General features: G+C 59.4%; 12 protein-coding genes. All 12 read left to right on the top strand.

Annotated features, from left to right (window positions below; genetic code table 11):
* The first annotated feature begins 13 nt into the window (after positions 1-13).
* The 12 genes from QMG40_RS08620 (at position 14) to QMG40_RS08565 (ending at position 13,062) form a co-directional block, all read left to right on the top strand.
* A complete protein-coding gene (locus QMG40_RS08620) occupies positions 14-427 on the top strand; it encodes a cytidine deaminase (RefSeq protein WP_283530865.1) in 414 nt (137 codons plus the stop codon).
* A gap of 88 nt (positions 428-515) precedes the next feature.
* Positions 516-1,838, top strand: coding sequence for a thymidine phosphorylase (locus QMG40_RS08615; RefSeq protein ID WP_283530536.1), 1,323 nt, complete (start codon positions 516-518; stop codon positions 1,836-1,838).
* A gap of 244 nt (positions 1,839-2,082) precedes the next feature.
* Positions 2,083-3,177, top strand: coding sequence for a DedA family protein (locus QMG40_RS08610; RefSeq protein ID WP_283530534.1), 1,095 nt, complete (start codon positions 2,083-2,085; stop codon positions 3,175-3,177).
* Between the two features lie 43 nt (positions 3,178-3,220).
* Positions 3,221-4,462 carry an adenosine deaminase gene (locus QMG40_RS08605; protein WP_459252985.1) on the top strand — a complete coding sequence of 414 codons (1,242 nt, stop codon included), beginning with the start codon at positions 3,221-3,223 and terminating at the stop codon, positions 4,460-4,462.
* Positions 4,452-5,249 carry a MazG family protein gene (locus QMG40_RS08600; RefSeq protein WP_283530530.1) on the top strand — a complete coding sequence of 266 codons (798 nt, stop codon included), beginning with the start codon at positions 4,452-4,454 and terminating at the stop codon, positions 5,247-5,249. Before QMG40_RS08605 ends, QMG40_RS08600 begins: the two co-directional genes overlap by 11 nt.
* Before the next feature lie 154 nt (positions 5,250-5,403).
* The gene (eno, locus tag QMG40_RS08595; RefSeq protein WP_283530528.1) at positions 5,404-6,684 is read left to right on the top strand and encodes a phosphopyruvate hydratase; all 1,281 of its coding nucleotides are present in this window, start codon (positions 5,404-5,406) and stop codon (positions 6,682-6,684) included.
* Between the two features lie 144 nt (positions 6,685-6,828).
* The gene (locus QMG40_RS08590; protein ID WP_283530526.1) at positions 6,829-7,692 is read left to right on the top strand and encodes an FtsB family cell division protein; all 864 of its coding nucleotides are present in this window, start codon (positions 6,829-6,831) and stop codon (positions 7,690-7,692) included.
* 181 nt (positions 7,693-7,873) lie between these two features.
* On the top strand, positions 7,874-8,491 hold the full coding sequence (locus QMG40_RS08585) for a DUF501 domain-containing protein (protein WP_283530524.1): 618 nt from the start codon (positions 7,874-7,876) through the stop codon (positions 8,489-8,491).
* A 6-nt stretch (positions 8,492-8,497) separates the two neighbouring features.
* The gene (locus tag QMG40_RS08580) at positions 8,498-9,451 is read left to right on the top strand and encodes a Ppx/GppA phosphatase family protein (RefSeq protein WP_283530522.1); all 954 of its coding nucleotides are present in this window, start codon (positions 8,498-8,500) and stop codon (positions 9,449-9,451) included.
* 28 nt (positions 9,452-9,479) lie between these two features.
* Positions 9,480-10,898: a S8 family serine peptidase gene (locus QMG40_RS08575; RefSeq protein ID WP_283530520.1), complete on the top strand. Its 1,419-nt coding sequence runs from the start codon at positions 9,480-9,482 to the stop codon at positions 10,896-10,898.
* Positions 10,899-11,002: 104 nt separating this feature from the next.
* Positions 11,003-12,436, top strand: a complete 1,434-nt coding sequence (locus QMG40_RS08570; RefSeq protein WP_283530517.1) for an NAD(P)/FAD-dependent oxidoreductase — start codon at positions 11,003-11,005, stop codon at positions 12,434-12,436.
* A 125-nt stretch (positions 12,437-12,561) separates the two neighbouring features.
* Positions 12,562-13,062, top strand: coding sequence for a GNAT family N-acetyltransferase (locus QMG40_RS08565; protein WP_283530515.1), 501 nt, complete (start codon positions 12,562-12,564; stop codon positions 13,060-13,062).
* The last annotated feature ends 9 nt before the right edge of the window (positions 13,063-13,071 follow it).

The raw sequence follows: 13,071 nt of genomic DNA, 5'->3' as shown, positions 1-13,071 counted from the left end.
GGTGAACACAACCATGTCCGAGGCGCAGTGGGAACCCCTCCGCCTGGCCGCAACGGCAGCACTGAGGCGCGCCTATGTGCCTTATTCGAAGTTCCCCGTAGGGGCCGCGGCCAGACTAGCTGATGGCAGCATTGTCTCCGGATGCAACGTAGAGAATGCCAGCTACGGACTGACTTTATGTGCAGAGTGCACCATGATTGGCGCTGCACAGATGAACGGCGGAGGGCTCATCACGGAGTTCTACTGTGTAGACGGAGACGGGGCAATTCTGATGCCGTGCGGGCGCTGCCGGCAGATCCTGTTCGAGTTCAGCACGGCGCAGACGCGGCTGATGACCTCCTCCGGGGTAAAAACCATGGCCCAAATCCTGCCCGACGCCTTTGGCCCGAGGGACTTGGAACGAGCAGCGGGTGCGTCGGCAGATTAGCGCCCTGCCAAGGCTTAACTAAGAGACAGTCATCGCAGACAGTCAGCGCAGCAGAGACACTCAATACTGAGAATTGGATGGACACACTATGAACCCTGAATCTTATGCAGGCCCCGCGTTTGACGCTGTTGACATCATCCGGACCAAGCGTGACAAGGGCATATTGAGCGCTGATCAAATCAAGTGGACCATTGATGCTTACACTCGAGGCACCATCGCCGAGGAACAAATGGCCGCACTGAACATGGCTATTTTGCTCAACGGGATGAACCGGCAGGAAATATCCCAGTGGACGGCCGCCATGATTGCCTCCGGAGATACGCTTGATTTCTCTTCGCTGCGCAATGCAAAGGGTGCGGTGATGCCAACGGCTGACAAGCACTCCACGGGTGGGGTGGGCGATAAGATCACGTTGCCACTTGCTCCCCTTGTCGCAGTATTTGGCGCAGCTGTGCCACAGCTTTCGGGTCGGGGACTGGGCCACACCGGTGGCACATTGGACAAGCTGGAGGCGATCCCGGGCTGGCGAGCGGATCTCACCAATGATCAGATGATGCGTCAGCTAGCCGATGTGGGCGCGGTCATTTGCGCCGCTGGGGCCGGTCTGGCGCCTGCCGATAAGAAGTTGTATGCCCTCCGGGATGTCACCGGGACGGTTGAAGCGATTCCACTGATCGCCTCCTCCATCATGAGCAAGAAGATTGCCGAAGGTACGGGTGCGCTTGTGCTTGATGTGAAGGTTGGGTCCGGGGCGTTCATGAAGAGCGTGGACATGGCACGGGAACTGGCGCAAACAATGGTTGCCTTGGGCAAGGACGCAGGGGTGAACACCGTGGCGCTGCTGACCGACATGTCCACTCCGCTGGGACTTACGGCAGGAAACGCCATTGAGGTCCAGGAATCCGTGGAGGTGCTGGCCGGTGGCGGACCGGAGGACGTCGTTGAACTTACCGTGAGGTTGGCGCAGGAAATGCTGGAAGCTGCCGGCATCCGCGACGCTGATCCCGCTGCTGCGCTGAAGGACGGACGGGCCATGGATGTGTGGCGGCGCATGATTTCTGCCCAAGGTGGAGACCCTGACGCGGCACTGCCAGTGGCTCGTGAATCTGAGGTTGTCTATGCCCCGGCCGACGGCGTATTGGTTGGCCTTGATGCCATGGCGGTGGGAGTCGCTGCATGGCGCCTGGGCGCCGGACGGGCCCGGCGAGAAGATATTGTCCAAGCAGGAGCCGGGGTGCGGATGCATGCCAAACCCGGCGCCATGGTTCGCGCCGGCGAACCACTCATGACGCTACTGACGGATACTCCGGAGAAATTTGACCGGGCCAAAGAAGCACTCGAAGGTGCCGTGACTATTGCACCTGAGGGCTCTCGCCCAGCGTCGAAACTTATCATCGACCGTATCGCTTAACCGGCCCTGCGTCGAGGTTGGAGATGATGACACCCCATCCGGGGTGTCATCATCTCCAACTTCGACGCAGGTGGGTGAACGTTCAGTGAAATAGCGAGAATTGCTGCAGCTAGGGGTTATTTATCCTAAGTAATCCCATAGGCTGAGAAAAACGGTGGAATCTCCTCCTTCGGATGGATACCAAGCCGGACAATGTGGTGGGAAGCTTAGAGCTGATAATCCCATTGGAGAGGAACCGTCCCAGGTGGACTTTTTGCACATAGTCGATCAGATTAATGTTCTGATCGAGCATTCCGCCTCACAATGGTGGGTGATCCCCATCGTCAGCCTTTTTTGCCTGATTGATGGCTTCTTCTTGTTCTTACCCAGCGAGACAGCCATTGTTGCTTTGGCCTCCATCTCCGCACGCACCGGCCAGCCGAATATTTGGCTGCTGATCATCGGCGCCTCCATGGGGGCCATGATCGGGGATAACATTGCCTACCTCTTGGGCAGAACCCTGGGCACCACACGGTTTAAGTGGATGCGGAAACCTCGGGGAGCGAAAGCCTTCGCCTGGGCCGGCAGAGAACTGGAAAAACGCGGGGCCATCCTGATTTTCACGGCCCGGTATATTCCTGTGGGCAGAATTGCTGTGAACTTCACGGCGGGGGCCACCTATTTTCCTTGGCGTCGTTTTGTTGTGCTCGATGGCATCGCTGTGGTGACGTGGGCCTGCTATTCAGTGGCCGTGGGAACTTTTGCCGGCCGCTGGGTCCATGACAACCCGCTGTTGGGTGTGGGAATTGCTATTGTCTTTGCCATTGCCATTGGCTTTATAGTGGATCACGCCATCAAATACCTGCATCATATTCTGGAGAAGCGTGGCAGGGTGGCGCCACGCCCCGAGCCCGGGCTCATGGCAGCCCAGCACGCAGCCCGTGTCCACGCTGAGGCGGCGGAGCGCATAGCAAGAGCGCAGTTGGAAGCCGAAAACGCCCCAGCCGTCGTTGACACGACTCAAGACCCAACCCAAGACCCAACCCAAGACGCAACCCAAGACGCAACCCAAGACGCAACCCAAGACGCAACCCAAGACGCAACCACGGGCAGCGACGGCAGCGACAGCCTGACCGGAGCTACCCGCCAGGACGCTGCCGCCCGGACTGGGGCAAAAACTGCGCCCGTGGCGAACGGAACAAACGCGGGTGGAGGAGGCGCCGGCGTCGAACGTTTCTTTGACTCCCCTGCAAATGCCTCCCCTGCAAACCCGGCAACGGAGCCGCCCAAGCACCTTGCCGGGCAGTGCCGGGTTCCCATCACTGCGCACTCGGGGGAGTCCACCGGCCAGCCCCTGTAGCGCGCCCAACTAGCGCTGCGCGGAACACAACCCTAGAGTGGGGATTGTGACTAACCCAACTTCAGAGCACGCTGCCACGTCCGCCCCCGTTGTGGACCTGAAATCGTTGCCAAAGGTATCCCTGCACGACCACTTGGACGGCGGTTTACGTCCTGAAACCATCATTGAGTTGGCGGGTGCAACAGGTCATTTACTGCCCTCTACCGATCCGGAAGAGCTGCGTGAGTGGTTTTTGCAGTCGGCGGATTCAGGTTCGCTTGAACGCTATCTTGAAACGTTTGAACACACTGTTGCCGTCATGCAAACGCACGATGCGCTTGTCCGGGTGGCCCGTGAGTTCGTCGAAGACCTGGCCGAGGACGGGGTGGTTTACGGCGAAGTTCGCTGGGCGCCTGAGCAGCACCTCACAGCCGGGCTGAGTCTTGATGAGGCCGTTGAAGCGGTCCAAGAGGGCCTTGAGGAGGGCATGGACACCGTTGATGAAGCTGGCGGATACATTGAAGTTGGCCAGATCATCACGGCCATGCGTCATGCTGATCGCGGCTCCGAGATCGCCCAACTTGCTGTGCGCCACCGGGACAACGGTGTTGTCGGGTTTGATATTGCCGGCGCCGAAGATGGTTTTCTGCCCTCCCGCTTCAGCGAGGCCTTCACCTACCTTGCCGAAAATAACTTCCCCGTCACCGTTCACGCCGGCGAGGCTGCCGGGCTTGAGAGCATCCAGGACGCACTTGTTCATGGCCGTGCCCTGCGCCTGGGCCACGGCGTGCGCATCGCAGAGGACATCCACTTGGACGTCCAGGAGGAAGACGGGAACGACGTCGGCACGCTCACCCTGGGCGATTTGGCACAGTGGGTGCGGGACCGCCAGATTCCCCTTGAGTTGTGCCCATCCTCCAACCTGCAAACCGGCGCCATTGCCGCGTTTGGCACCACCATTGCAGAACACCCGATTGAACTGTTGCACCAGCTCGGTTTCAACGTCACCGTCAACACCGACAACCGGCTCATGAGCGGGACCACATTGAGCGGCGAATTTGGCTTGCTCATCGAAGCTTTTGGCTACGGACTGGACACTGTCCTTGAAATGACCTTGAACGCGGTGCATGCAACGTTCCTGCCCATTGAGGCGCGCGAAGAGTTGGAAGATTTCATCGTTGAGCATTATGAAAATGCAATGGATGAATTGGATGATTTCGCAGACTCCGAAGGATTTGTAGCCTTCAGCGCGGATGATTTTGCTGACGATTTCATGGACGAGGACGAATCCACGCTTGAAAGCTGACACGCAGCACAACTGCAAGGGGCGGGCTACTTCCAGTGAGCTGGAAATAGCCCGCCTTGTTGGCGTCATTGCGGCTCTTCGTGAACACTGCCCGTGGACGGCCGCCCTGACTCATGAATCCTTGACTAAGTACCTGTTGGAGGAATCCTACGAGTTCATTGAAGCCGTTGAAACACAACACACAGCCGAAATGGCTAATGAGCTGGGCGATATTCTGCTGCAGGTGGTGCTCCACGCCAACCTGGCTGCGGAGCAGGGCCACTTTGGGCTTGCCGATGTGGCCCATGGGCTCTCGGAAAAAATGATTCGGCGCAGTCCGCACGTCTTCCACGCCGACGGCACCCTACAGGAGAGCTTTCCTGCTTCCATCGCTGAAATCGAAGAGACGTGGGAACGGGTTAAAGCCGCCGAACGTGCCAAACGCATCGAAGAAACGGGCTCGGAAAAAGCGCCTGCACAGTCCAGTCCTTTCACAGGGATTCCGGCCACGCTGCCGGCGCTGGCCATGGCTCAAAAGGTTGTGGAGCGCGCGGAACGCGCCGGCATTGATCTGGAGCGCGCCCAGCCCAGAGTGGCCCAGCCCAGAGTGGCCCAGCCCACCACGGGCGTGGGCGCTCTCGGTGAGTGGATCGGCACTGAAGAAGAGCTCGGGAACGTACTGTTCGACGTCGTCCGTCTTGCCCAACAGCGTGGCTTGGATGCCGAGCAGGCCCTGCGCAAGACAGTGCACAAGACGCTGCGCAAGACACAGCGCAAGACGCTGCGCAATGTGCGCCGCAACCACTAAGGCAAGCGTCCGCTGCTTCAACTGGTGCCAATCTCGCCACGCCATATTGGCGCTCTGAGCGTAGCAATGAGTGCCCGGTCACTCGGGCGGGTTAGGCTTGAGGGGACAGCGTGGTCGACATTTACACTACAAAGCTGACTTTTAGGAGCAATACGTGGCACTTATTGAAGCCATCCATGCACGCGAAATTTTGGATTCCCGTGGAAACCCGACCGTAGAGGTTGAGGTTCTCCTTGAAGATGGAGCCATGGGCCGCGCAGGCGTTCCCTCCGGCGCATCAACAGGTGCCTTTGAGGCCTCGGAACTCCGCGACGGCGACAAGAACCGGTACCAGGGCAAGGGTGTTTTGCAGGCAGTTGAGGCTGTTCTGGAAGTTATTGCACCCGAGCTTGAAGGCATCGACGCAACTGACCAGCGCCTGATTGACTCCATGATGCTGGAGTTGGACGGCACCCCGAACAAGGCAAAACTTGGCGCCAACGCCATCTTGGGTGTTTCCTTGGCCGTGGCCAGTGCCGCAGCCGAGTCTGCCGGACTGCCGTTGTACCGCTACTTGGGCGGACCCAACGCGCATGTGCTGCCAGTACCGATGATGAACATCCTCAACGGTGGCTCACACGCCGACTCCGATGTGGACATTCAGGAATTCATGGTGGTGCCGATGGGTGCCTCCACGTTCTCCGAGGGTCTGCGCTGGGGCGTTGAGATCTACCACAACCTCAAGTCAGTACTGCAGGAAAAGGGTCTGGCAACGGGCCTGGGTGATGAGGGCGGCTTCGCACCGAACCTCCCCTCCAACCGTGCAGCCTTGGATCTGATCATGGAAGCCATCAAGCGCGCAGGCTACGAAGCTGGCAAGGACGTGGGCTTGGCCCTGGACGTTGCCTCCTCCGAGTTCTTCAAAGACGGTACGTACCAGTTCGAGGGCAAGTCCCTTTCAGCCGCTGAAATGAGCGCGTACTACACCGAGCTTGTGGCTGACTACCCGCTGGTCTCCATCGAAGATCCTTTGGATGAAGACGATTGGGAAGGCTGGAAGACCCTCACGGACGCCATTGGTGAGAAGATCCAGATTGTTGGAGATGACCTGTTCGTCACCAACCCGGAACGTCTTGCCCGCGGTATCGAGTCAAACACCGCCAACTCACTGCTGGTGAAGGTGAACCAGATTGGTACGCTCACCGAGACCCTGGACGCAGTGTCCATGGCCCAGCGCGCCGGTTACACCACCATCACCTCGCACCGTTCAGGCGAAACCGAAGACACCACCATTGCTGACATCTGCGTTGCCACCAACGCCGGTCAGATCAAAACAGGTGCCCCGGCCCGCTCAGAGCGTGTTGCCAAGTACAACCAGTTGCTGCGCATCGAAGAAGAACTTGACGACGCCGCACGCTACGCAGGCCGCAGCGCGTTCCCGCGTTTCAAGGGCTAAATAGCAGCAAGGGCCGCGGCAGCTGGCTAAGGTTGAACACACACCTTGGTTCGTTGTCGCGGCTTTGCCGTCTCCGGAAACAGTTGTAGCCCCCACTTTCACGGCCGGGGCACGAATTGATCGGTAGCAGTACTTAGGAGAAGCATGGCCTCACGACGGCCCTCAGTGCCTAAAGCACAATTCACGGCCGGTATTGGCAGTGACCCGGACAAAGCTGGCAAAAAAGCTGCACTGCCTGGTACGACGGCGGATCCCACCCCAGCTGATTCGCCCACCCCCAGCGGCGGCAAGTCCGGCGCGGCCGGTAAGGGAAGCCCGGTGGGGAAGTCCGGCCCGGCAGGCAAGTCCGGCGCGGCAGGCAAGGGAAGCCCGGCCGGTATGGGAAGCAACGGGGCGAAGAGTGGCCGGCAGCGTGCAACTGGACCCAATAGCCGTAACAGCCAGGATGGATTACCCCAGACTGGCGGGGACAGCCCAGTCCCGGCTCGTTCCTTTTCGGGACGACTGCTGGTGTTGGGGCTGACCATGGCCGTTGTCACCTTGCTGCTGGCACCGAACGTGCATACTTTCTTGGAACAGCGAGCCGAGATCGCCTCACTACACGAAGACATTGCGGCCAAGGAAAGTCAGCAAAGCGCTTACAAATCTGAGCTGGCCCGGTGGGATGATCCTGCTTTCATCAAACAGCAGGCTCGTGATCGAGTGAGCATGCTCATGCCCGGGGAAACCGGATATTGGGTTTATGGTGCCAACGGCGTGGAAGCACTTGATGACTCGGTTGATGCTGCCAAGGCAGCAGCCGCCCAAGCCACCACCGCCAAGAACGCCACAGCCATACAAGTTGACCCCTGGGTGGATAGTTTGTGGGAGGCGGTACAGAAATCTGCCGTGGTGGAAGTCCCTGCGGCAGCACCGCCAGCACCGCCAGCACCGGAACCCGCGCCGCCAGCACCGGAACCCGCGCCGGCTCCCGCACCGCCAGCACCGGAACCCGCGCCGGCTCCCTGAACCGGTGTTGGGATTCGCCGGCGCTAAAGTGTCACGGGGAAAGTAGGCAAGGCCGTGCTGTGACAGCACGCTAAAATAGCTGGTTGAACACTTTTCCCACATTATGTGGGGCCAGAGCCGCCGCTCAGCAACGCAGTAAGTAACGCATCAACGCAGTCAAACAGTTTCAGGAAAGGCCCCCGTGCCCGCAACGCCCAGCAACGCCCCGGGTGGACGTGTCCCCACTCAGCTTGATCTTGATACTCTCAGCCGCCAGCTCAACCGGCCTGTGCGTGACGTGGTGGAGATCCCGGCCAGGTGTGTCTGCGGGAATCCGCTGGTTGCTGCCACAGCTCCGCGACTCAGCAATGGGATTCCATTCCCCACCACATATTATCTAACACACCCCGTCCTGACAGCCGCGGCTTCACGTTTGGAGGCTGCTGGTCTCATGAATGAAATGACCGACCGGTTGGGTAGCGAGGACGATCTGGCTGCTGCCTACCTCAAAGCCCACGAGAGCTACATTGCAGCACGTGAAGCCATCGGAGAGCGGGCCGGTACGGGGCCGGTTCCAGAGATTGCTGGAATTTCGGCAGGGGGCATGCCTACCCGAGTGAAATGCTTGCATGTACTGATTGGCCACGCCCTTGCCGCAGGCCCGGGCGTCAACCCGCTCGGTGATGAGGCGCTTGCCGCCGTTGGACAGTGGTGGACTGCGCAGACGTGTCATTGCGAAGGGGCCTGGAACAATGAAGCGCCAGTACCGCACAAGGACTTGAGCCGTCACGTCAAACATTTGAACCAGCAAGGGAGCTAAGCAAAAATGCGTGTGGCAGCCATTGATTGTGGAACCAATTCCATCCGTCTGCTCATCGCCGACGTTATCCAAGACCCAGATGACGGGGCGAAGCTGACAGATGTGCATCGTGAAATGCGGGCCGTCAGGCTGGGCCAGGGTGTTGATGTCACAGGTGTATTGGCAGAAGATGCCCTTGAGAGAACGTTCGCTGCAGTAGATGACTATGCGGCACTCATCACTGCTGCACGTGTGGAACGCGTCAGATTCGTTGCCACCAGCGCCACACGTGACGCCGGCAACCGCGACGTTTTTGTTGCAGGAATTCAGGACAGGCTCGGCGTGTTACCGGACGTTGCCAGTGGCGCCGAAGAGGCCGCACTCTCATTTGCCGGTGCGGTGAGCGTTTTGCCCGTGCTGGATGATCGCAACGTCCTTGTTGTAGACCTTGGTGGGGGCAGCACTGAGTTTGTCCTTGGCGATGCATCAGGCGTTCGCGGCTCGCTCAGCACCAACATGGGCTGTGTGCGCTTCACCGAGCGCTATCTAAAAAGTGATCCGCCCACCGCTGCCCAGATCACGGCCGCAGAGGCCGCGATCGAAGAGAAATTAAATGACGTCCTGGCGGTGCTTCCACTAGGAGAGATCGATGGTGTGGTTGGTGTTGCAGGCTCAATAACCACTGTCACCGCACAAGCCCTGGGGTTGGCCAGTTATCAGAGCAAGGTGATTCATGCCGCCGTCGTTCCGTTGGAAGAAATAGACAAAGCAGCATCCGCGTTACTTGCCATGACGCGCAAAGAACGAGCCGAGCTTGGCTTCATGCATCCCGGGCGTGTCGACGTCATTGGCGCTGGAGCACTCATCTGGCGCACCGTGCTGCGCCGCCTGGCAAAGCTCAGCGGGGGGAGCCTGGAATCGGCAACTACCAGCGAACACGATATTCTGGACGGAATCGCACTGGCAGCAGCCCATAGCTGAGCCTGTTATTTTACGGAAACGAGCGTTCATGAAGTTTGGTCCACGGTTGCGATCCATCGCCGCCGCGTTGATGACGCTTGCCCTGGCCGGGTCATTTGTTGTGTTGACGGCCCCTGCTGCCTCCGCAGATGACATCCGCAACCGGGAGTTCTGGCTGGAACAATCCGGCGTGGAGAAAGCTTGGGAGGTCTCCCAAGGTGAAGGCGTGAAGGTTGCCATCATCGATAGCGGCATTGACTCCTCTCACCCCGACCTCAAGGGTGCCGTGGTAGGCGGGAAAGACATGTCAGGTGCCGGAATTCCTGGTGGCACCAAAGGTGTTGGCGCCGAACCCGAGCACGGCACATTGGTTGCCACAATGTTGGCTGGACGTGGCCACAAGGCAAGTACCGCCAGCCCCTCAGCTTCAGCAAAACCCGGCACGACGGCGCCGCTAAAGGACACTGTCGGGGCAGGGCCCGATGGGGTCATCGGTGTGGCTCCGAAGGCTGAACTGCTCAGCGTCTCCGTGTGGTTGGGCGCTGATAACCCGTCAGGTAAAAACATTGACGATCAGATCCCGGCTGCAGTGAAATGGGCTGTGGATCACGGTGCCAAGGTCATTAACATGTCCCTTGGCAGCACCTCAACAGCCTGGCCACAAAGCTGGGACGACGCGTTTGCTTATGCGGAGTCAAAAGATGTTGTCATTGTGGCAGCGGCCGGTAACCGCAAGTCCGGAAGCGAACAGGTGGGGGCCCCGGCCACCATCCCCGGCATCCTCGCCGTGGGTGGCTTGGACAAGGATGGGACAGCCAGTGTGGACTCCTCATCCCAAGGCATCAGCATTGGCGTCAGCGCCCCCGCTGAGGATCTTGCCGGGGGACTTCCCGGTGGTGGGTACGCTCGCTGGAGTGGCACAAGTGGTGCGGCGCCAATAGTCTCAGGAGTTGCGGCACTGATTCGCTCCAAATACCCCGAGATGAGTGCAGCCCAGGTGATCAATAGGATCATCTCAACAGCCAAACCCAAGGGTGAGGGGGTTCCCAACGCGATCTATGGCTACGGGATTCTTGACGCCGAGGCTGCCCTGAGTGCAGATGTTCCCGTGGTGGAGGCAAACCCCCTGGGGAGCATTGCTGAATGGATCCACGTACACCGGCGAGGCGCGGTAACTCCGCCTTCGGAAAACGGCACACCCGTATCCAAGGTGCCGCAGCCAAAGCCAACCCTGAGTGACCTTGCAGCACCTATTGCCCAGCCCGCAGACAACACAAGTGCAGTTCCGCAAGTGCTAGTTCTTGGTTCACTGGGGCTGCTGTTGCTGATCGCTGGAGGCGGGGCCACGCACCTGTTGCTGCGCCGGCGTCGACTAGCTACGGCAAAGGAAACTGACGGGGTAAGACCAACCCAAACATCCGCACAGGGCGAGCCCCCTGGTGGTTCTGGGCAGGGGCACAAACACTAGCCCACACGCTCCCACGGCGGGGCGAAAGGCGTCATCGGAAGTTGCGATCCGTCGTCGTTCCCTAGGCTAGTGAATATTTTCACAAACATCTGTATCATGGAGGTATGGCAATCATTCCCACCTTTTCAGCACGTCCGCGCGTTCTTGTAGTTGGCGGCGGCTACGTCGGCCTCTACACAGCACTCAAACTGCAGAAGAAGATCGCAAAATCAGGTGGCATTGTCACCTTGGTCGATCCACTGCCCTATATGACATACCAGCCGTTCCTGCCTGAAGTAGCCGGCGGAAACATCGAAGCACGTCACGCGGTTGTGTCCCACCGCAAGCACCTGAAGGCGACAGAGCTGATCCAGGGTTCCGTCACAGCAATTGACCATGAGAACCGCACGGCCGCTGTGGCCCCGGCCGACGGCGGCGAGCCATTCGAGCTGACGTACCACGATGTTGTTGTGGCTGCAGGTGCCATCACACGCACCTTCCCGATCAAGGGCCTGGCAGAATCAGGAATCGGCCTGAAGACCATCGAAGAAGCTGTTGCCCTGCGCAACCAGGTTCTGTCCCTGATCGAGCAGGCTTCCACGGAGACCGACCCGGCTAAGCGCAAGCGCGCCTTGACCTTCGTGGTTGTTGGTGGCGGTTTTGCTGGCATTGAGACCATTGCAGAGCTTGAAGACATGGCCCGTGCCGCAGTCAAGATCAACCCCCGTGTTGAGCAGTCCGAACTTCGCTTCGTTCTGGTTGAAGCCATGGGACGCATCATGCCCGAGGTCACTGAGTCCCAGGCCCTCTGGGTTGTGGAGCACCTGCGCAGCCGCGGCGTTGAGGTTCTGTTGAACACTTCATTGGATAATGCAGAAGAGAGCAATCTCAAACTCATCAACCTGCCGGAGAAGACAGTTGCCCAGCAGTTCGATGCTGACACTCTCATCTGGACTGCAGGGGTCATGGCCAACCCCATGGTCCGCTCCACTGACTTCCCGATCGAACCTCGTGGGCGCGTCTCCGTCAACGTTAACCTGCAGATCAGCGGCGAATTCGGTGTCATTGAGAACGCCTGGGCCGCCGGCGATGTTGCGGCTGTCCCGGATGTCACGGGCGGTCTTCCTGACGGCACCTGCGTCCCCAACGCCCAGCACGCCCTGCGTCAGGCAAAGCTCCTGGCCAAGAACCTGTGGGCTAGCCGCTTCAACAAGGCTTTGAAAGGCTACAAGCACAAGAACCTTGGCGCTGTGGCCGGATTTGGCCAGTGGAAGGGTGTTGCCAAGATCATGGGCATCCAGCTCAAGGGCGCCCCGGCTTGGCTGGCACACCGTGGTTACCACGGCTTGGCCATGCCCACTGTAGAGCGCAAGATCCGCGTTCTCATGGACTGGTTTGTCACCATGCTAACCGGCCGCGACCTGGCCCAGCTGGAGAACCTGCAGGCACCGCGCACCACGTTCGTCGCTGCAGCAACACCTAAGCCGAAGCCGGCTGCGGCACCTGCTGCTGTTGCCCCCAAGGTTGAAGTTCGCGAAGAAGCTACGGCCAGCAAGTAGCCAACACTTCTGTAATGCACTCCACGGCGGCCCTCCCTACAGTCTGTAACACGGCTCTTGGGAGGGCCGCTTTCTTGTTATTCGTGCACCGATTGGTCCACGAGCATAGGCACTAGACTGGTGCGGTGATCATCCGTTGTGAGCATGCCGGGGACAGGCCCGAAATCCTGGCCCTCGTGGAAGCTGCCTTCCCCAAGGGTGATGAGCCGCGCCTGTTGCGCCGACTTTTTGCTGCACGGGAGTACCTACCCGGGCTCTCTCTCGTGGCCGAGTCCCAGCGAGGAGAAATTCTTGGGTATGTGATCACCACTAGGGCGTGGATCGGAACGTCGGTTTCTCTGGGCTTGGGCCCAATAGCTGTGTTGCCGGGCTATCAGAAGCAAGGCATCGGGTCTGCGTTGGTAGAGGCCACCATCGCAGCAGCCAATGAGATGCAAGAACATACTATTGTGCTGATGGGTGGCAGCGACTACTTCCCACGCTTCGGTTTTGTCCCGGCAGACTCTCTGGGAATCAGTTCCCCGGACCCTTCCTGGGGATCATATTTCATGGCTTTGGAGCTTGCTGCTTTTGTACCAGGCCACCACGGACACTTCAAATATTCGGCGCCATTCACTTTCACGTGAGCCCCGGTT

It is taken from the genome of Arthrobacter antibioticus (assembly GCF_030063205.1).
Lineage (GTDB): Bacteria > Actinomycetota > Actinomycetes > Actinomycetales > Micrococcaceae > Specibacter.
The sequence above is the reverse complement of the archived record's forward strand: the minus strand, read 5'-3'. Positions and strand labels throughout refer to the sequence as shown.

Excerpts from the sequence above, each read along its gene's own strand:
- QMG40_RS08580 (WP_283530522.1), top strand. The coding sequence starts at position 8,498 with ATGCGTGTGGCAGCCATTGATTGTGGAACCAATTCCATCCGTCTGCTC.
- QMG40_RS08570 (WP_283530517.1), top strand. The coding sequence starts at position 11,003 with ATGGCAATCATTCCCACCTTTTCAGCACGTCCGCGCGTTCTTGTAGTT.
- QMG40_RS08575 (WP_283530520.1), top strand. The coding sequence starts at position 9,480 with ATGAAGTTTGGTCCACGGTTGCGATCCATCGCCGCCGCGTTGATGACG.
- QMG40_RS08590 (WP_283530526.1), top strand. The coding sequence starts at position 6,829 with ATGGCCTCACGACGGCCCTCAGTGCCTAAAGCACAATTCACGGCCGGT.
- QMG40_RS08620 (WP_283530865.1), top strand. The coding sequence starts at position 14 with ATGTCCGAGGCGCAGTGGGAACCCCTCCGCCTGGCCGCAACGGCAGCA.
- QMG40_RS08615 (WP_283530536.1), top strand. The coding sequence starts at position 516 with ATGAACCCTGAATCTTATGCAGGCCCCGCGTTTGACGCTGTTGACATC.